21 protein-coding genes and 1 other annotated feature are annotated in these 19,066 nt (G+C 45.2%); all 21 genes read left to right on the top strand.

Going from position 1 to position 19,066, the window contains the following annotated elements; all coding sequences use genetic code 11:
- Positions 1 to 9: 9 nt before the first annotated feature.
- Positions 10 to 1,044, top strand: a complete 1,035-nt coding sequence (locus NST34_RS25750) for a rod shape-determining protein (RefSeq protein ID WP_042191174.1) — start codon at positions 10 to 12, stop codon at positions 1,042 to 1,044.
- A 62-nt stretch (positions 1,045 to 1,106) separates the two neighbouring features.
- On the top strand, positions 1,107 to 1,985 hold the full coding sequence (gene mreC, locus NST34_RS25745) for a rod shape-determining protein MreC (protein ID WP_341129030.1): 879 nt from the start codon (positions 1,107 to 1,109) through the stop codon (positions 1,983 to 1,985).
- Positions 1,985 to 2,515 carry a rod shape-determining protein MreD gene (gene mreD / locus NST34_RS25740; RefSeq protein ID WP_313636702.1) on the top strand — a complete coding sequence of 177 codons (531 nt, stop codon included), beginning with the start codon at positions 1,985 to 1,987 and terminating at the stop codon, positions 2,513 to 2,515. Before mreC ends, mreD begins: the two co-directional genes overlap by 1 nt.
- A gap of 79 nt (positions 2,516 to 2,594) precedes the next feature.
- A complete protein-coding gene (gene minC / locus NST34_RS25735; RefSeq protein WP_341129029.1) occupies positions 2,595 to 3,254 on the top strand; it encodes a septum site-determining protein MinC in 660 nt (219 codons plus the stop codon).
- A 5-nt stretch (positions 3,255 to 3,259) separates the two neighbouring features.
- Positions 3,260 to 4,054, top strand: coding sequence for a septum site-determining protein MinD (minD, locus tag NST34_RS25730; RefSeq protein WP_042130573.1), 795 nt, complete (start codon positions 3,260 to 3,262; stop codon positions 4,052 to 4,054).
- A 177-nt stretch (positions 4,055 to 4,231) separates the two neighbouring features.
- Positions 4,232 to 5,095, top strand: a complete 864-nt coding sequence (locus tag NST34_RS25725; protein WP_042191169.1) for a M23 family metallopeptidase — start codon at positions 4,232 to 4,234, stop codon at positions 5,093 to 5,095.
- On the top strand, positions 5,088 to 5,930 hold the full coding sequence (locus NST34_RS25720) for a M50 family metallopeptidase (RefSeq protein ID WP_076300739.1): 843 nt from the start codon (positions 5,088 to 5,090) through the stop codon (positions 5,928 to 5,930). The genes NST34_RS25725 and NST34_RS25720 overlap by 8 nt, the downstream gene beginning before the upstream one ends.
- 58 nt (positions 5,931 to 5,988) lie before the next feature.
- A complete protein-coding gene (locus NST34_RS25715; protein ID WP_341129595.1) occupies positions 5,989 to 7,230 on the top strand; it encodes an Rne/Rng family ribonuclease in 1,242 nt (413 codons plus the stop codon).
- A 62-nt stretch (positions 7,231 to 7,292) separates the two neighbouring features.
- Positions 7,293 to 7,378, top strand: a sequence feature (ribosomal protein L21 leader region).
- 14 nt (positions 7,379 to 7,392) lie between these two features.
- Positions 7,393 to 7,704, top strand: a complete 312-nt coding sequence (gene rplU, locus NST34_RS25710) for a 50S ribosomal protein L21 (RefSeq protein ID WP_042130566.1) — start codon at positions 7,393 to 7,395, stop codon at positions 7,702 to 7,704.
- Positions 7,705 to 7,716: 12 nt separating this feature from the next.
- A complete protein-coding gene (locus NST34_RS25705) occupies positions 7,717 to 8,052 on the top strand; it encodes a ribosomal-processing cysteine protease Prp (protein WP_042191166.1) in 336 nt (111 codons plus the stop codon).
- Between the two features lie 17 nt (positions 8,053 to 8,069).
- Complete coding sequence (rpmA, locus tag NST34_RS25700) at positions 8,070 to 8,381, top strand: 50S ribosomal protein L27 (protein WP_042130564.1); 312 nt, start codon at positions 8,070 to 8,072, stop codon at positions 8,379 to 8,381.
- 282 nt (positions 8,382 to 8,663) lie between these two features.
- On the top strand, positions 8,664 to 9,404 hold the full coding sequence (locus tag NST34_RS25695) for a Spo0B domain-containing protein (RefSeq protein WP_076286497.1): 741 nt from the start codon (positions 8,664 to 8,666) through the stop codon (positions 9,402 to 9,404).
- A gap of 15 nt (positions 9,405 to 9,419) precedes the next feature.
- Positions 9,420 to 10,730, top strand: a complete 1,311-nt coding sequence (gene obgE / locus NST34_RS25690; protein WP_042191162.1) for a GTPase ObgE — start codon at positions 9,420 to 9,422, stop codon at positions 10,728 to 10,730.
- Positions 10,731 to 10,942: 212 nt separating this feature from the next.
- Complete coding sequence (locus NST34_RS25685; protein WP_042191160.1) at positions 10,943 to 12,262, top strand: SPFH domain-containing protein; 1,320 nt, start codon at positions 10,943 to 10,945, stop codon at positions 12,260 to 12,262.
- A gap of 11 nt (positions 12,263 to 12,273) precedes the next feature.
- The gene (locus tag NST34_RS25680; protein ID WP_076286498.1) at positions 12,274 to 13,020 is read left to right on the top strand and encodes a hypothetical protein; all 747 of its coding nucleotides are present in this window, start codon (positions 12,274 to 12,276) and stop codon (positions 13,018 to 13,020) included.
- Between the two features lie 14 nt (positions 13,021 to 13,034).
- Positions 13,035 to 13,805, top strand: coding sequence for a zinc ribbon domain-containing protein (locus NST34_RS25675; RefSeq protein ID WP_076286499.1), 771 nt, complete (start codon positions 13,035 to 13,037; stop codon positions 13,803 to 13,805).
- Positions 13,806 to 13,859: 54 nt separating this feature from the next.
- Positions 13,860 to 15,221: a hypothetical protein gene (locus NST34_RS25670; RefSeq protein WP_076286500.1), complete on the top strand. Its 1,362-nt coding sequence runs from the start codon at positions 13,860 to 13,862 to the stop codon at positions 15,219 to 15,221.
- 158 nt (positions 15,222 to 15,379) lie between these two features.
- On the top strand, positions 15,380 to 15,817 hold the full coding sequence (locus tag NST34_RS25665; protein ID WP_042130552.1) for an ACT domain-containing protein: 438 nt from the start codon (positions 15,380 to 15,382) through the stop codon (positions 15,815 to 15,817).
- 36 nt (positions 15,818 to 15,853) lie between these two features.
- A complete protein-coding gene (locus tag NST34_RS25660; RefSeq protein WP_042191151.1) occupies positions 15,854 to 17,140 on the top strand; it encodes a homoserine dehydrogenase in 1,287 nt (428 codons plus the stop codon).
- 59 nt (positions 17,141 to 17,199) lie between these two features.
- A complete protein-coding gene (gene thrB, locus NST34_RS25655; protein ID WP_076300746.1) occupies positions 17,200 to 18,180 on the top strand; it encodes a homoserine kinase in 981 nt (326 codons plus the stop codon).
- Positions 18,177 to 19,064 carry a prephenate dehydratase gene (gene pheA, locus NST34_RS25650; RefSeq protein ID WP_042191147.1) on the top strand — a complete coding sequence of 296 codons (888 nt, stop codon included), beginning with the start codon at positions 18,177 to 18,179 and terminating at the stop codon, positions 19,062 to 19,064. The genes thrB and pheA overlap by 4 nt, the downstream gene beginning before the upstream one ends.
- The last annotated feature ends 2 nt before the right edge of the window (positions 19,065 to 19,066 follow it).

Here is a 19,066-nt window from a genome sequence, read left to right as displayed (position 1 = left end):
AGAATTAGCATGTTGGGTAGTTTTACGAAAGATTTAGGAATTGACTTGGGGACAGCGAATACGCTTGTCTATGTACGCGGTAAGGGGATCGTTGTAAGAGAGCCTTCCGTTGTAGCCATTAACACTGACACTAAGACGATTGAAGCCGTGGGTGAATCCGCTAAAAAGATGATCGGTCGTACACCGGGAAACATTCGTGCGATCCGTCCGATGAAGGATGGCGTTATCGCTGATTTTGACACAACGGCTACGATGATAAAATATTTTATTCGTCAAGCACAGAAACAACGTTCTATGTTCCAACGTCACCCTAATGTAATGGTCTGCGTACCATCCGGCATTACTGCTGTAGAGCAACGTGCCGTAGAAGATGCTACTAGACAAGCTGGTGCTCGCGAAGCTTACATTATCGAAGAACCTTTTGCTGCAGCGATTGGTGCAGATCTACCGGTATGGGAGCCAACAGGAAGTATGGTTGTTGATATCGGCGGAGGTACTACTGAAGTTGCTGTAATTTCACTCGGCGGTATTGTTACTAGTCGTTCCGTACGTGTTGCGGGTGATGAAGCGGATGAGTCCATCATTCAGTACATCAAACGTCAGTACAATCTGATGATTGGTGAACGTACTTCGGAACAGCTTAAAATGGATGTAGGTTCTGCCTTGCCACTTGAGAAAGCTGAGACTATGGAAATTCGCGGACGCGATCTCGTTACAGGCCTGCCAAAGACGCTTACAATTACTTCTGATGAGATCTGTGAAGCATTGTCCGATACAGTGAGTTCTATTATTGAAGCTGTTAAAGTAACTTTAGAAAAATGTCCACCGGAGCTCGCAGCAGATATCATGGATCGCGGGATTGTCTTGACAGGTGGAGGCGCCTTGCTTCGTAACTTGGATAAACTGCTTGCGCGTGAAACCGGAATGCCAGTTATTGTCGCTGAGAACCCTCTGGATTGTGTAGCGATTGGAACAGGAAAGGCGCTTGATAATATCCATTTGTTCAAGAGTCGCAGCAGTTCCAGTCTTCGCTCTAAGAGATAAGCCTATGTATTGCCACTTGTGTACGTCAACCCCTGTTATGGGAGAAATACTGTTGTTAGAGGGTGTTGAAACTGTTTAAACTCTTAAGCAATAAACGTCTGTTTATTCTGTTGATTACACTGGTGCTGTTCATTGTAGTGATGGGCTTCAGTTTGGCATCAAGGAGTTCCTTGTCCTGGCCGGAGAATTTTCTTAGAGATACGACTGGTTTCGTGCAAAAAATGTTCTACAAGCCCGCTGGATATGTAGCGGGCTTGTTTGAAGATATCGGAAATCTGAAAGATCTTGCTGAGGAAAATAAGCAACTGAAGATTCTAGCCGCTCAGTATGCGCGTGATAAAGCCCAGTATAACTTCATTCAGGCACGGAATGATTCGTTGGAGAAAAAATGGAAATTTACTGAAGAACAGAAGAAATTGTATAAATATGATTATCATATTGCTCAGGTAATTAGCCAGACTACCGAACCAAGTAATAGTACGATTGTTATCGATTTAGGCTCCAAAGATGGCGTTAGACCAAATATGTCCGTGATATCTGTTGAAGGTTTGGTGGGCGTTATTAGCCAAGTCAGCAATTTCACTTCTACTGTGAAGCTGATGACTATGATGGATACGAATGACCCTAATTCCCAGCCGCCGATTGCGGCAACTGCCTTAAATAAAGAGGGGAAGTCCTTTGGTATGATTGAGAGTTATAATCCAAAGACAAATAGATTGCTGATGACTAAAATTCCACCGGGTGATCCTATTAAGGCGAAGGATGTTATAGTTTCTTCAGGTATTGGGGGATTGTATCCGCGAGGATTGACTATCGGTACGGTTGATAGCGTTGAGGTTGGTGAATTTGGATTAACCTCCACAGCAGTGATTAAGCCTTCAGCGGAATTTCAGGACTGGAAAGAGTTGATTGTTGTTTATACGGAGGAGCGTGCTGAATAGTGAATATGCGCAGATCTGTTCTTGTTCTGCTACTGTTCCTCTTGTTTATTCTGGAGGGAACCATTCTGCCTTGGTTGATTCCAGATGTTTGGCAGATGCGAATTATTCCGAATCTGGTGTTCGTTGTACTATTGTTCGTGGCTGTATATCATCATCGTCATACAGCACTTATATTGGGTCTATCTTTCGGATTATTACATGATGTCGTTTTTTATGGCAGAATTTTAGGAGCACATTCTTTTGCGATGGGTCTGTCGGCTTATTTAATCGGCCTTCTGTTTCAGATTCCGCGTGCGCCACTGCCTCTTATGATGACTGTGATTCTGCTCGGAAGCTTGCTAGAGGATAGTGTGTTATTTGGTATTTATAGTGTATTCAATCTCAATCAGGAGCCTTATAGCTGGGCTATTTTGAATCATATGCTACCAACGATGCTCTTTCATTTTGCTATTGCTCTGATCCTCTACATACCGGTACGACGCCAGCTTGAGCTGATCAAGAAAGAGAAGAGTACGGAAGAAGCGGCATAAAGAGCTTCTATTTTCTTTCTATTCAAAGCAGGAATTTAAGGGGCCCGGCACGAATGAATGAGGATAGGGGGCCAGGCATATGACAGTAAAATCCAAGCATGTAAGGATTAAGGGCATCAAGGATGGCCTGATATTCCTGCTAGACGACAAGTGTCCCTTCGAAGATCTTCTGAGCGAGCTTCGCTATAAGCTGGAGCACAGCCATCAAAATATTTTGACTGGACCGATTGTCCATGTGGATATTAAGCTGGGCAATCGTCCCGTAACTGAGGAAGATAAGGAAGCTGTGCTAGAGATTCTGAAGGGACAGGGAAACCTACTGATTCGTTCCATAGAGGCGCTTCCAGTGCCCGGCAGTGAGGATAATGACGCGTTGTTTCTAATGAGCGGGATTCTTCGTTCCGGTCAGGTGCTGCACCATGATGGAAATCTTTTATATCTGGGGGATGTGAACCCAGGAGGGACCATAACCTGTTCAGGCGATATCTACATTCTAGGTTCACTTAGAGGGATGGCGCATGCTGGAGTAGATGGGAATGAGGAGGCGATTATCGCTGCTTCATTAATGTCTCCAACACAACTGCGTATTGCTGATATTATCAGTCGTCCTCCCGATGAGTGGGAAACCCGAGAGAGTAGTATGGAGTTTGCATATTTGACGAACGGAGCTATGCAAATCGATAAAATTCATAATTTGGTCAAATTACGTCAGGATTTAAATGTGTTTAAAGGGGTGTAGCCTCCATGGGAGAAGCGATAGTCGTAACCTCGGGCAAAGGCGGAGTTGGCAAAACAACCACAACAGCCAATATTGGAACCGCTCTTGCACTGCAGGGTAAAAAAGTATGTCTCGTCGATACCGACATTGGACTGCGTAATCTGGATGTTGTAATGGGGCTTGAGAATCGTATCATTTATGATCTTGTGGATGTAGCGGAGGGTCGTTGTCGCCTTAATCAAGCGCTCGTTAAAGACAAACGCTTTGATGAGCTGTATATGTTGCCCGCAGCTCAAACGAAGGATAAAACGTCCGTCACTCCTGAACAAGTAAAAGATATTATTCTCGAACTGAAGAAGGAATATGAATATATTTTGATTGATTGTCCAGCAGGGATTGAACATGGCTTCCGCAATGCGATTGCCGGTGCGGATAAAGCGATCGTGGTTACCACACCAGAGCATGCTGCTGTGCGGGATGCGGATCGTATTATCGGACTGCTTGAGCAGTCACATGTGGAATCGCCAAAGCTGGTGGTAAATCGTATTCGCCCAGGTCTTGTGAAGTCTGGGGATATGCTTGATATTGAGGATATTTTACAGGTGTTGAATATTGATCTTATCGGAATTGTTCCGGATGATGAACTGGTCATTAAGGCCGCAAATAGTGGAGAGCCTACAGTTATGAATCCCGATTCGTCAGCAGCTATTGCCTACCGCAATATTGCTCGTAGAATTTTAGGTGATGCTGTGCCGCTAATGCAACTTGATCGGAAACCGGGAGCATTTAAGAAGTTCAAGAAATTTTTCGGTATGGCTTAATTCTGCACCAAGCAATCTTACTATAGAAGCATTAACGGTCCCACCACTAGAGAAATCTATGGGTGGGATTTATTTATTTAGTGGTATTTAAGTGCTCCACCTTGGGTGGGCTTGTTCTAAAGAGACTTCCGTGCTTCATAAAATGGAAGTAAAACAAGCCCGTCCGGAGGGATAAACATGGATCTCAAATCAGATATCAAGAATCGCCGTAAGGAGCGTATCCGTAGTTTGCTGGAGGAAATCCCGAATATAGAAACAGCAGAGGTGCCTCCGTTATTCGTTATGCCCGAAAAGAGTACGAGCTTCAAGGAGTGGGGTACGGGGTTTAAGAAAAATGAGGAGCAATCATCTATAGAGCCTGATCCGGAAGTGATGTGGAAAGAGAGACGGGGTGGCTGGGAGGAACCAGGAGGAGGAGGTTCTAAATTTTCTTCCGGTTTTATTCGACGGGTTATAGCCAGTGTGCTTGTGTTTGGAGCGGTGTGGGGAGTTTTTACAGTTCACCAGCCATGGTCCTATAAAGTCCAAGCCTTTATTAGTGATGCCTTGAGTAATGACATGGATTTCACAGCAGTGCGGGTCTGGTATGAGGAGAATTTTAATGGTGCACCGGCGTTCATACCGATATTTGGTGACAAAGACGAACCTGCTCAAAAGGCAGCAGCTCAACATGAGCTTAGTGCTCCGGTAGCTGGAAGCATTGTGGAGCCCTTTGCCTCCACGCTAAAAGGTGTAGAAATTATGCCTCAAATCGATTCAACCTCAAATGTGACGGTGAAGAGTATAGACATGGGACGTGTTCTTTCCATTTCCAAAGAATTGGACGGTGGCATTCGAATTGCAGTTCAACATTCTGGAGGAATCACAGCAGAATACGGACATTTAAATGGCACTAAGCTGGAGATTGATGACTGGATTCAGAGTGGAGATGAACTCGGGTGGATGCTGGAGAAAGAGGGCTCCTCAGCTCCAACGCTATTCTTTGCAGTGATGAAAGACAAGACTTATATTGATCCTACAGAAGTGGTATCGTTTGATTAGGATCTTAGGGATCGATCTGTCACTACATCCATTGTTCGTAATCATTATGTTGTTCTCTGTACTCACAGGACAATTTCTGGAGTTGCTAACTTTATTTACGATCGTCCTCATTCATGAAATAGGACATGTGGTGGCTGCCCTTTTAGTTGGTGTTACAGTCAAATCGGTTCAGCTTCTTCCGTTTGGCGGAGTTGCGGTTATTGAGGATCATGGGCGGCTCACCGCTAGTCGTGAGATTGGTATTGCACTTGCCGGTCCGCTGCAAAATGGAATCATGATTGTTATGGCTCTTGGGCTTCAGCAAGCAGGTTATGGTAATCAGGAATTTTTAGTCTATTTTATAAATGCTAATGCCATTATTGCGCTCTTTAATCTTTTGCCTGTTCTGCCACTTGACGGAGGCAAAGTACTTCAGGCTACAGTTAGTTTATTTCTTCCTTATTACTATACTTTGCTATGGAGCGGACGAGTGAGTGTTGCTGCAAGCATTTTTGTGATTGTTTATGCGCTATTGCCTCTTGGAGCGGGCGGAGGCTTGAGGCTGAATATGGTTATGATCGGTGCTTTTTTATTGTATTCAAATCTCACGGATCATCGGAATTTACCGTACCGATTTGTTGCATTTTTGATGAATAGGGAGGCGGTTTATGAGTATCATTTGCGGACAGGAAGTGTGGCTCGTCCAATTGTTGCCTTATCTGCGAAACCTTTAGATGCTATATTGCGTCTATTTAAACGTAATCAATATCATTTTATCTATGTATTAAACGGCGAAGGAAATGTTGTTGCTGTTGTGCCGGAACAGCGCTTAATATCTACCTACTTCGGAATGTAGTGTATTTATGCAGAGCGTGAGAAGGGATGAATGAATGAACGAAACCAGAGGTGAAGCCATGAAACAGATGATCGTTCACTGCACGCAGCACATTACCCGAATGGCTCTTCTGGAGAACGGAAGGCTTGTGGAGTACGCGGCTGAACGCGATCAGCAGCAAGGGCTGGTCGGAAGTTATTATAAAGGCCGTGTGATTAACGTACTTCCAGGTATGCAGGCTGCTTTTGTTGACATTGGACAGAAGAAGAATGCTTTTTTATATGTTGATGATGTATTGCACCCTCATTTGGATAGACAGCCGGATGTGAAGCCTTCTATCGAGACGCTTTTGCAGCCGGGTCAGGATATTGTTGTACAAGTAAGAAAAGAGCCTAGTGGCGGCAAAGGTGCGCGTGTAACGACCCATTATACATTGCCCGGTCGCTGGATGGTGTACATGCCTTTTGCCGATTATGTTGGGGTATCCAAAAAAATAAGTCGCGATGCAGAACGTAGCCGGCTCAAAGGAATTGGTGAACGTCTGCGAATGAAAGAAGAGGGGGTTATTATGCGGACCGTCTCTCAGGATGAGCCGCATGAAGCAGTGGAGGGTGATCTTTCATTTTTACGTGCGCAATGGGATAACATTACACGTCGGGCACAAACTGCAGAACCCCCAGCTCTACTTCATCGTGATCTTAGTATTGTTCAGCGTTTTATAAGAGATGCTTTTAATCCACAGCGTGATCAGTTGATTATAGATTCTCCAGTTGCAGTTAAAGAAGCCAAGGCATTTCTGGATGACATGGCACCTGATGGGTACAAGCCTGTGAGTTTATATAATGGACCGGAGTCCATTTTTACAGCTTATGGGGTTCAGGAACAGCTGCACAAGAGCTTCAGTCGCAAGATCACGCTGGAGGGCGGAGCGACAATGATCTGGGATGAGACGGAGGCGCTCACCGTTATTGACGTGAACACCGCGCAATACATTGGAGGAGCATCCCTTGAAGAGACGGTGACGAATACTAATTTGCTTGCAGCAGAGGAGATTGGTCGTCTGATCCGTTTGCGAGATACGGGCGGAATTATTATTGTTGATTTTATTGATATGGAAGAAGAGATACACCGTAAAATGGTTACCGAGCGGCTGGAGAAAGTGATCTGCAAGGATCGAACCAAAACCCATATTCTCGGTTGGACAAGACTTGGACTCCTCGAGATGACCCGGAAGAAGGCAAGACATGATTCAGCCAGCTTCGCACCTATCCTTTGTCAGTGCTGCGGAGGGACTGGGAAAGTTGGAGAATGGATGGAATGAGTTGACGATGGGCGATAAGTATGATAATATCTTCAAGTATGTGTTTGATTGATTCGGTCCTGCACATGCTGTAACCGCTCCGATCGGGTACATAAGTGCAGTTCCCACGGGAATCTGCCACCTAGACTAGGCGAGTCTGAGACATGAGGAGGTGCAAGTAAAATGTATGCAATTATCGAAACTGGCGGTAAACAATACAAAGTCCAAGAGGGCGATGTTTTGTTCATTGAGAAGTTGGAAGCTGAAGACGGCGCAAGTGTAACTTTTGACCGTGTATTGGCTGTTTCTAACGAAGGTGGTCTGACTGCAGGAACTCCGCTCGTAAGCGGCGCGTCTGTAACAGCTAAAGTCGAGAAACATGGTAAAGGCGCTAAGGTTGTAGTTTACAAATACAAACCTAAGAAGAACTACCACAAGAAACAAGGCCATCGTCAACCGTACACGAAAGTAACTATCGAGAAGATTCAAGCGTAAGAAGGTGCGTGAATGATTAACGTACGGATTACACGATCTTCGGATCTAGGAACTATCGTTGGCTTTGAGGTAAAAGGGCACGCGGGTTATGCAAAGCGTGGCGAAGATATCGTATGTGCCGGTGTTTCGGCCGTAACGGTTGGAACCGTCAATTCGATTGAGACTTTGACCGGAATCTCCATGGATACATCCATGAAGAACGGATTCCTAAGTGGAACATTAGGTTCCATTGATGATTTCGATACTTCCGCGAAGGTGCAATTGCTGCTTGAATCCATGGTCGTGATGCTAAATGATATCGCAGAATCATACGGAAAGTATCTTCAAATAGAGCAAGTAAATATTTAAAGAAGGAGGTTGACAACATGTTGAAATTGAATCTTCAATTGTTCGCATCGAAAAAAGGTGTAGGTTCCACAAAAAACGGACGGGATTCCCATTCCAAACGTCTTGGCGTGAAACGTGCTGACGGTCAAGCAGTAACCGGCGGTAACATCTTGGTTCGTCAACGCGGAACAAAAATTCACCCAGGCACTAACGTAGGCATCGGTAAAGATGATACGTTGTTCGCATTGGTGGATGGCGTAGTGAAGTTCGAACGTTGGGGCCGCGATCGCAAAAAAGTGAGCGTATACCCAGTTGATGTCGCTCCGGTAGCAGCGGCACTGGAAGCGTAAGCTTACGGAACCATATTTGCATGTAGAAGCCTCCGGCATGAGTGCCGGAGGCTTTTTTGTAGAATATTTAGAAGCGTTTGTGGATACCTCTTTGAGCACTTTAGAAATGTATACCTTCAGAGTTTTAAGAAAACATAAACATCCTTAGACATATGTGAAATCTCACGGTTGTCTCTGGTGAACTACAGGGAACTGCTGTGTTATACTAGGAAATGGTAATTGATGAGGGTAATAATCTAAACGAAGTCATGAATTTTGCGAACTGAGGGACGGGGAGAAAGAATGAAATCCTGGAAAAGTGCAATCTGGGCAGTCATGTTATCCGTAATGCTTCCTTTAGGACTCGTGTATTGGCATACCTCCCTTTTGACGTGTCTGTTGCTTGGAATTTGGATAGCAGCAACGGTTGCTTTCAGCTTGATTTGGAATCAGCGTCATTGGGAACGGGAACTGCGTATACAAGAGAACACTCTGCAACAGGCGGCGATTCGGACACTGAATCATCATCGTCATGATTGGATGAATGATTTGCAGATTCTTTACGGATATATTCAGCTTGGAAAGCCTGATAAATCCGTGGAGTGTGTGGAAAGAATAAAGGAACGCATAGCGCTTGATAGTCGTATCGCGAAGCTGGGCATTCCTTCATTGGTCTTCTATATCCAATCTTTCCGAACTTACCGGACTAGTCTGGAACTGGAAGTTCAAGTGGAGGAAGGATTGCAACTGGAGGAGAAGCTAAACCGGGAAGCAGGAGATGAGCTGACTTCAGTGATCATGCAGACCGTACGAGCTTATCAATATAACGGACTGGCTCCTCAGGGTGAAACGCGCAAGCTGCGTCTTGGCTTTATTCAGGATGGAGGAGACATTCTTATCTCCTTCGAAGGTGAGGGAGAGCATGGCAATCCCGAGCAGCTCAAAGGGCAAATTTATAATATAGTACAAGGGAAAATCATGAAAGCGGAGCAGTTTAAGCCCAGCAAGGCTTATGTAGAGCTGCGTTTGCCGCTTGAAATGTGAGGAAGGTGAACATTAATGTTCGTAGATAAAGCTAAGATTTATGTTAAGGGCGGAGACGGCGGGGATGGTATCGTTGCGTTTCGCCGGGAAAAGTATGTACCGGATGGTGGTCCAGCAGGTGGTGACGGTGGCCGTGGTGGCGACGTTATCTTCCGCGTAGATGAGGGCTTGCGTACGCTGATGGATTTCCGTTATCAACGCCATTTTAAAGCGGACAAAGGGATTAAAGGACGTAACAGAAGTCAGCATGGGGCGAACGCTGATCATATGATCGTGCGGATTCCACCTGGAACCATGTTAATTGACGATGATACTCAAGAGATCATCGCCGATTTGACTCGTCATGGTCAGCAAGTTGTTGTTGCCCGTGGGGGTCGTGGGGGTCGTGGGAATGCTCGTTTTGCAACAGCAGCTAATAAGGCTCCAGAGCTAGCAGAGAACGGCGAAGAGGGTCAAGAGCGTTATATTGTCATGGAACTTAAGGTTATGGCTGATGTGGGACTTGTAGGCTTCCCGAGTGTGGGCAAATCTACGCTACTGTCGGTCGTATCCGCAGCTCAACCAAAGATTGGTGCATACCATTTCACTACGATTACACCGAACTTAGGTGTAGTAGATGTTGGGGATGGACGAAGCTTTGTAATGGCGGATCTGCCAGGATTAATTGAGGGAGCTAGTGAAGGTATAGGGCTTGGTCATGAATTCCTGCGTCACGTTGAACGTACACGGATCATTATTCACGTAGTGGATATGTCTGGTTCAGAGGGGCGTGATCCCTTCGAGGATTGGGTTCTCATTAATGACGAGCTGAAGCAATACAATGCGGCTCTAATTGATCGTCCTCAGATCGTGGCCGCGAATAAAATGGATATGCCAGAGTCAGAGGAGAATCTCATCGCTTTCCGAGAACGCGTAGCTGAGCTGCGTCCGGATCTTGAGGTTATGCCAATCTCCTCGCTTACCCGTCAGGGTGTTCAGGAACTGTTATATCGTGCAACGGATATTCTTGATAGTATTCCGGTGGCACCGGTAGTTGAAGAAGTATCAGGAACAACTGAACGTAAGGTTTATAAGCTAGAAGCGGAAGATAATAACTCGTTCACCATTACACGTGATAATGAAACATATGTGGTCAACAGCCCTCGTATCGAGAAAATGTTGAAACGTATGCAGCTTAGTACACATGATGCGATTCTAAAGCTCGCCCGGACATTGCGACATATGGGTGTAGATGCAGAGCTTCGTAAACGTGGAGCTGTAGAGGGGACTATTGTCCGTATTGGTGAGTTCGAATTCGAGTTCGTAGAGAATAGCAGTTACTATTAATATTTAGCTGATTACAAAGCGCGACTTGTGTTCTCCTGTAAAGGAAGACACAAGCCGCGCTTTTTTTATTTCCATATCGAGTATATTTTTTTCGTGAAAAGAACCCAAATCACGATATATATCGTATACAATTAATATCGAAATACACAATTTCCCATCCGGGAACGCATACGTTATTCATATATCATAGATGATGAAAGAGGGAATAGCAGATGGCAATTATAGAAGTGGTGAAGTACGACGGTCCTCCGGGGATTTTCGCATGGAAATATCCTAACCAAGAGCTAGGGACATGGACTCAGCTAATCGTTAATGAATCTCAGGAAGCGATCCTATTCAAGGGCGGACAAGCGCTTGATTCCTTTACAGCAGGGCGGCACACCCTGAGCACCGCCAATATTCCTATTTTATCTAATATCGTCAATCTTCCTTTCGGTGGGAAGTCGCCGTTCACAGCAGAAGTATGGTATGTGAACAAGACCAATTCGATGAATGTTAAATGGGGAACCAGCGCACCTTTACAACTCCAGGATCCTAAATACAAAATTATGATTTCTGTTCGTTCCTTCGGACAGTTTGGTGTAAAGGTTGATAACCCGCGCAAATTTTTGTTGCAGCTTGTTGGAACGCTTCCTCAGTTTGATCACGATACGCTCGTGAATTATTTCCGCGGCTTGCTTATGTCGAATATAAATGAACTGATTTCATCCTACCTTGTACATAAGCAAATCAGTATACTGGAGATTAATGCCTATGTTGCAGAGATCTCAAAGCATATCCAGGGGCGGCTAGCATCAACTTTTCTGGATAATGGACTTGAGCTGAATAATTTCTATATTGATTCCATTAATATTCCTGATGATGATCCGGCAACGATTCGATTAAAGGAAGCTTTAGCTAAAAAAGCAGAAATGGATATTATCGGCTTCAACTATCAACAGGAGCGTGGCTTTAACACGATGGAAAAAGCAGCAGGTAATCCTGGCAATCTTGGAGTAGGCATGATGAACACCGGGATGGGGCTTGGACTTGGTATGGGATTCGCTGGACCGGCTATGGATATGGTGAATCGTATGACCCGAGGGATGAGTTTTGATTCAGGGACTACAGTTGTGCGCCAAGAGCGCTCCTGTTCGAAGTGTGGGGTTATGAATTCTGTTGAGGGAAGGTTCTGCAGTGGCTGTGGGCATGCTCTGGAGAGCATTCAGCAAAGCGCATCGTCCGGAAACAAGATCAATTGTTTGGAATGTGGACATGAATTGAAAGCAGGAGCCAAGTTCTGTCCTGGTTGTGGCAATCCTTATCGTGCTTGTCCAACCTGTGGAGCAGATAATCCTGAGGGTGCATCTTCCTGTGTCTCTTGTGGAAAAGAAATGCCTAAAGCCTGTGGTAAATGTGGAGAAATGGTATCACCAGGGGTGAAATTCTGTCCTCACTGTGGAGATAGCTTGGTTATTAAATGCGGAGGTTGTGGGCATGAGCTGAAGCCTGGACAGAAATTTTGTGCAGAGTGTGGAACAAAAGCAGGCTGAAGGAGGACGTTATGAACAAGGGCAAAAGCTATATTCGTATCATCACCATTATTTATGTGGCTGCTATAATACTAACGGTGTTCTCCTTTATAGGGTTAGGCTTCTCTGAATCACTGTTTCGATTCGTGATTTCGCTAGTTGCTGTTCTGCTGGCGGAGAGTGTGGTGTATGGCTATTGTATTTTTTGGCTCCGTACTGCAGGTAGTGTGCAGCGGACCTCACCCGTTCTTCTCAGCGGTGCATTCATCACGGGGATTTATGCGGTTGGAGTATTCGCATCGGCTATTGTCTTCGATTGGCTACTGGAGTTGTCCCCTCTGTGGTATGCTGCGGTTCAACTGCTGATTCTTTTGATTGGTGGAATCACACTGGCTGTGATCGGGATTTATGGATGGAATGCCGAAACAGAAGAACAGCAAATGCAGAGGTCCTTGCAAGCTTTTCGGCAGCATCAGAGTGAAATAAACGAGATCAGTACGCTGGCAAGCAGCTGGAACAATCCCGAAACTGAACAGCTTGTAAAATTGCTCAATAAGTTACGAGATCAATTCAAGTTCAGTGATCCTGTATCAGATCCATCTTTATACGCTACTGAGGATATCATGCATCAGCAGATCTCCCTGTTGCATGATCATGTGAAGCTTCTGCTCATGACAAATGAGCCACATGAGAACTGGCAAGCTGAAATCAACGAAATGGCCGACAGTATTAAAGCTACACTAGAGCGGCGAAATCGGGAATTAGCGGCACTTAAATAGGAGGAAATAACTACATGAACAGATTGAACATACAAGAGCCGTCACCGACCCCAGCGGGGAGTGCAGCGGTTCCTCTGATTAAATTAGACCGGACTGGGTTTGATTATGTCATTCTTGCAGCGGCTTATCTATTCACACCCATTGGACTCGTTCTTGCATTGTTACGTTTGATGCTAACCCATTATAAAAATCATCGGAGACCCACCAATCTAAATCTGATCATGCATGTATTTATCGGAGGATTTGTTGAACTCTCTATTGCAATGTTTGTAGATACCATGAGTGGAAACACTGGAACTTCCGAATTATTAACGATCCAGATTTTCCTTGCAGTCATATTTTTGATTCCGGCACTTATTCTTGCGAGTGTGACAGCAAAAGCTAAATATACACTTTCTAAGCTTAACACTTCTTATATAGAGCTGATTCAAAATAAAAATATCCGATATGTCGGCAGTATATCTGAACGGATAGGTCAAAGCGATAGCGATGTACGGAGAGATGTCCAGTATCTAAAGAATAAAGGATTATTGGATATTGATATTGTACTTTCCGAGGGGCGTCAGACGCCAGATCCATCCATGGCAGCACCTAATCTTGTACATCCTGAAAGGACTTCAGGCTTCGGAGCCCAAGCTTCGGGACAGCAGATTCATTCTCAACCGCAGTCCTCACCGCTGCTGCCTAAGTCCATCCGTTGTCCGGGCTGCGGAGCACAGAACACGGTTCAGCCTAGTCAGTCAAAGAGCTGTGAATACTGTGGCACGATGATATCGTATAGTTAATGCCAAGGTTCTCCCTGAGCATTGTAGATATAACTTAACTAGGGGAGATAGAAGATGAGTAAATTGGATATACGAAGGCAGCCACCAACAACAGGCAAACCGATATATAAGCACGAATATGAGCGGACGGCGTTTGATTATACGACTATTGTGTTTGCGTATGTATTTGCTCCGGTTGGCTTTATATTGGCTGCCATTCGGTTATTATCTACACATTCCAAGAGACAGCGCAAAGCAAGCAATATTAACCTGTTTTATCATGCGTGTATGGGTGCCTTTGTAGAATTGGCGATCTATTTCATTATTAGCAAGCTACTCGGTCAAATCGATTATATTGCACTCTTGATCAGGCTGGTGATTATCTACGCATTGTTTAGGGTTCCCGCCATCAAATTGTCGGTTAGGGCCGTAGGATGGAGAGAGGGATTCACCTATCTTTGCAATGACTATATCGCTTTGGTTCTTGTGGACGGCATAAGGCATATCGGCAGCCTATCCGATATTCGCGGATTCAGTGAAGAGAACGTCCGCGAGGTTTTGGAATATTTAAAAGATCAGGGAGTACTTTCTCCAGATATTGTTTATTATGAAGGACGTGTAGACAATCCATTTGTAAAATTGCCGCCGAAGCTTATTTATTCCAAACGGGCACAAGCACTGGTGCGTGCGCCTGAGAATAACCTTCGCTACCGTAACAAGCGAGACCGGACAGTGTTTGATCGAATCATCATGGCGATTGCCTATTTGTTTGCTCCGCTTGGGTTTGTACTTGCGATGCTTCGTTTTGTAAGCACTCATTATAAGAATGAGCGGAAATCATTTAACTACAAATTGCTCTATCATGTATGTATGGGAGCTTTTATGGAACTTGCCGTCCTCTTCGCCGTGGGGACCTACAAAGGGGATTTTAAGTGGTTCACTTTATTGATCATTCTGGTGGTCCTCTACTTGATCTTTATAATTCCGGCGGACAGCTTTGCAGGGAGGGCTACCTTCGCAACAGAAAACTTTGATTTTCTGTGCAAGAAGTATCTCATGCTGATCATAGTGGATGATGTTAGACATATTGGTAATTTAGCTGATATCACGAAACAAAGTGAAGATGATGTACGTAGAGACCTACGGTATTTGGTGAGATGGGGGTTACTTGCTTCTGATCTTGTCTATTATGAAGGACGTGTTAAGCTCTTAGATAAACAACCGCCCAATCTTGTGCATCCTGACCGGGCACAGCCCTCCGCGGCATCAGAGAACCAGCCATCATCTGGGCGGCAGTCATTACCGGAGAATAGGCCTAAGCCACCTGTCCAACTGCCGAAATCCATCGTTTGTTCGAGTTGCGGTGCTAAGAGTAGAGTACTTCCTGGGCAGGATAAAATCTGTGACTATTGCGGGACGACGATTCCATACAGTTAGTGTACATACGATTGCCTGCTGCCCCCGGGAATCCGGGGGTTTTGCTGCACCGTACTCCCTGGCCTCAGAGTATACATATAAAGTTATTGCATTTTATAAGTCTTTTCCGATATAATGTCCACTAAGAAAACACAAAAGTCTTTGAGGTGAGGACGTTCGTGAAAGAACGCTATTATTTGGTCCGTGAGGACATATTACCTGATGCCGTACTTAAGACTATGCAGGTCAAACAATTGCTTGAGGCCGGGGATGCGAAGACCGTACATGAGGGTGTAGAACAGGTAGGATTAAGCCGGAGCGCTTTTTATAAATACAAGGATGGCATTCACCTGATCCATCAGCTCGAACGTGAGCGAATTGTTACGATCTCCATGGATTTGGAACATGAATCGGGGATGCTCTCCAAGGTTCTAGGATCTGTGGCGGGGCATGGGGCTAACGTGCTGACGATTCACCAGAGTATTCCGCTACAAGGACGAGCGAATGTGGTGATTTCCGTGGAAATCTCACATTTGAATGAGGAGCTCGGAGAGATGCTTGATAGTCTGAAGAATATTCCGGGAGTGAAGCGCGCCCTAATCGTTGGACAGGGATAGAGAAATTATATACGTAAAACTTTTAGGAGGATACTGATGAAGCCGGTTAAAGTAGGATTGCTGGGTCTGGGAACAGTTGGTACAGGTGTAGTTCGTATCGTGGAAGGAAATCAGGAGGATTTGAGCAGTCAAGTAGGCTCTCCAATACTCATTGAGCGCATAGCGGTGAATAATTCCAATAAGCTCCGTGATATTGAGGTCGACCCTGCTAAAATAACAACAGATCCATGGGATGTTATTCGTGACCCTGAGATCGATGTAATCGTTGAAGTGATGGGTGGTATCGATGGAACAAAGGAATATATTCTTGAAGCTTTGGACCGTGGTAAACATGTCGTAACTGCGAATAAGGACTTGATGGCGCTGCACGGTTCGGAGATTCTGGCTAAGGCGCAAGAGAAGCAATGTGATGTCTTTTATGAGGCTAGTGTTGCAGGTGGTATTCCGATTATTCGGACGCTTATCGAAGGCTTTTCTTCAGATAAGATCATGAAGATTATAGGTATTGTGAATGGAACAACTAATTACATACTAACCAAAATGAGCCAAGAAGGCGCATCCTACAATGATGTGTTAAAAGAAGCGCAGGATTTAGGATATGCAGAGGCTGATCCAACTTCCGATGTTGAAGGTCTGGATGCTGCCCGCAAAATGGCGATTCTCGGGACCCTAGGCTTCCGTACTAACGTGGAGCTACATGACGTCAGTGTGAGCGGGATTTCAGAAGTGAGTAAAGCCGATATTGCCTTTGCAAAGCGTCTCGGATACGAAATTAAGCTGCTAGGCATTGCTGAACGTCAGGATGAGGAATTCAGTATCAGTGTTCAACCGACCTTGATTCGAGCAAGTCACCCACTTGCATCTGTAAATGGTGTCTTCAATGCAGTTTATGTGTATGGTGAGGCAGTAGGAGAGACAATGTTCTATGGTGCGGGCGCGGGTGCAATGCCAACGGCAACTTCGGTAGTAGCTGACTTGGTAGCCATTATTAAGAACCTCAAGCTGGGTGTTAATGGATTGAAGCAAAAAGTACCTTATAAGCAGAAGAAGCTTAAGAGTGATGAGGATATCTTTTATAAAAACTTCCTACTTTTACACGTTGATGATAAAGCAGGCGTATTGGCCAAGATTACTCAGGTGTTTGCCGAGTATGACGTGAGTCTTGATTCGGTAGTTCAGCAAGCCAATCCAAATAATCCTGATGCGGAGATTATTATTGTTACCCATAACGCCAGCAAAGCAAGTATGAATAAAGTGCTGCGTCACTTTAATGAACTGAAAGTCATCCACCGGATCAAGAGTCACTACCGTGTGGAAGGTTAGCACTGTAGATGGACTATACTTTCTATATTTAAACAATGAGTAAGGAGATTGCACCTGTTATGAGTACTTATGGAGTAGCAAGGGTTAAAGTACCTGCTAGTACTGCCAATCTTGGTCCGGGCTTCGATACTCTTGGCATGGCATTGCCGCTGTATGCCTGGATTGAGATGGAGGAAGCAGAGGAGACTGTTTTTCATCTATATGGTGACGAGATGAAGGGAGTGGCTCAGGATAAGAGTAATTTACTCTATAAGGTCGCTCAAATGGTATTTGCAGAAGCTGGCGTTACGGTGCCTGAAATATCTATTTCGATGTACTCTGAGATTCCGCTTACGCGTGGACTCGGCAGCAGTGCCTCGGCCATCATTGGGGGCATGGTCGCAGCTAATACGATGATCGGCTCTCCGCTCGATGATGCGAAGCTGTTTGATATGGCTACCCAGCTTGAGAAGCATCCTGACAATGTAGGAGCTTCCTTATTTGGTGGCATCATTACCGCAGTGTGGGACGGTGATCATGCGGATTACGTTCGCCTTGATCCACCTCAAGACCTTGAGGTTCTCGTGGTTATTCCTGAATTCGAGCTGGAAACCACAAAAGCACGGGGAGTGCTTCCAACAGAAATCTCAGTTAGTGATGCTGTGTACAACATCAGCAGAACCTCTTTAATGACAGCCTCGTTTGCATCAGGTCGGCTTGACCTGATCAGTAGAGCGATGCAGGATCGTCTGCATCAGCCCTATCGTGCAGCACTTATTCCAGGCATGGAGAAGCTGCTCGCGGAAGCACCTAACCATGGTGCTTTAGGAATCGCACTTAGCGGTGCCGGTCCTACCCTACTGTGTTTAGTTGATCGCCATGAGACTCGTAAGCGAGAGCTTGAGGCTTTCCTGATGAATACGATGCAAGAACACGGCATCTCTGCTCAGACTTGCTGGCTGATGCCTTGTACTTCAGGTGTTACATCAGAGCTTCTTGAAAGAAACGAGATGCAAAACGTATCATTTTTGGATATGATAAAAGGAGAAGTACGGTTATGAAATCAATAGCGGTATTGCCGCAGGGCTCGGTATCTCACGAAGCGCTGCTGCATTTGTTTAACGGCGAGCCTGTAAAAATTGTGCATCACAAGCTAATTTCCGATGTCTTTCTCTCTACGGCTGGTGGCACCACTGATTACAGCGTTATCCCGATTGAGAATACTATTGAAGGCTCAGTTAGTCTACATATTGATTGGCTCATTAATGAGGTCGATCTACCTATGCAGGCTGAATGGATCTTTCCATCGATACAGAATCTCATCGGCCACCCGCTGGAATTCAGAGATACGAACGGCAATAAGGATTTCACTAAAATTAAAAAAATCCTTTCGCATCCTGTTGCAATGGCACAATGCATGCAATTTGTTCGGAAGCATGCACCTTGGGCTGAACTGGAGTCGGTCGGAAGCACCTCTGAAGCTGTTGAAATCGTTAAGAACAATCCTGACAAGGGCTGGGCTGCGATTGGTACTGCTCTTGGCGCAGCAACTCATGGGCTGGAGATTGTTGATCGGAAAGTTACAGATCACAACAACAACTACACGCGATTTGTCCTTGTCGGTCCGCAGAAGGTTGATCTTCCACGGAGCAGCAATGGTGTAAAGACGAGTGTCCTAGTTACGCTGCCGGAGGATTTTCCCGGTGCTTTGCATCAGGTCCTCGCTGCCTTTTCTTGGCGGAAGCTGAATTTATCGCGTATTGAATCACGACCAACGAAAAAGAAGTTGGGTACTTATTATTTTTATATTGATGTGCTGGAACCGATAGAATCAGTCCTGCTACCAGGAGCGATTGAAGAGATTAGCGCTTTAGGCTGTCAGGTTCGGATTCTGGGCTCGTATCCCACATACACCTATGAGGAAGAGAAAGCGGAGGTGCAGTAAAT

This window comes from Paenibacillus sp. FSL H7-0714 (genome assembly GCF_038003765.1).
Classification (GTDB): Bacteria; Bacillota; Bacilli; order Paenibacillales; family Paenibacillaceae; genus Paenibacillus_AQ.
Note: the sequence above shows the minus strand (reverse complement) of the source record. Positions and strands in the feature narration are given on the sequence as shown.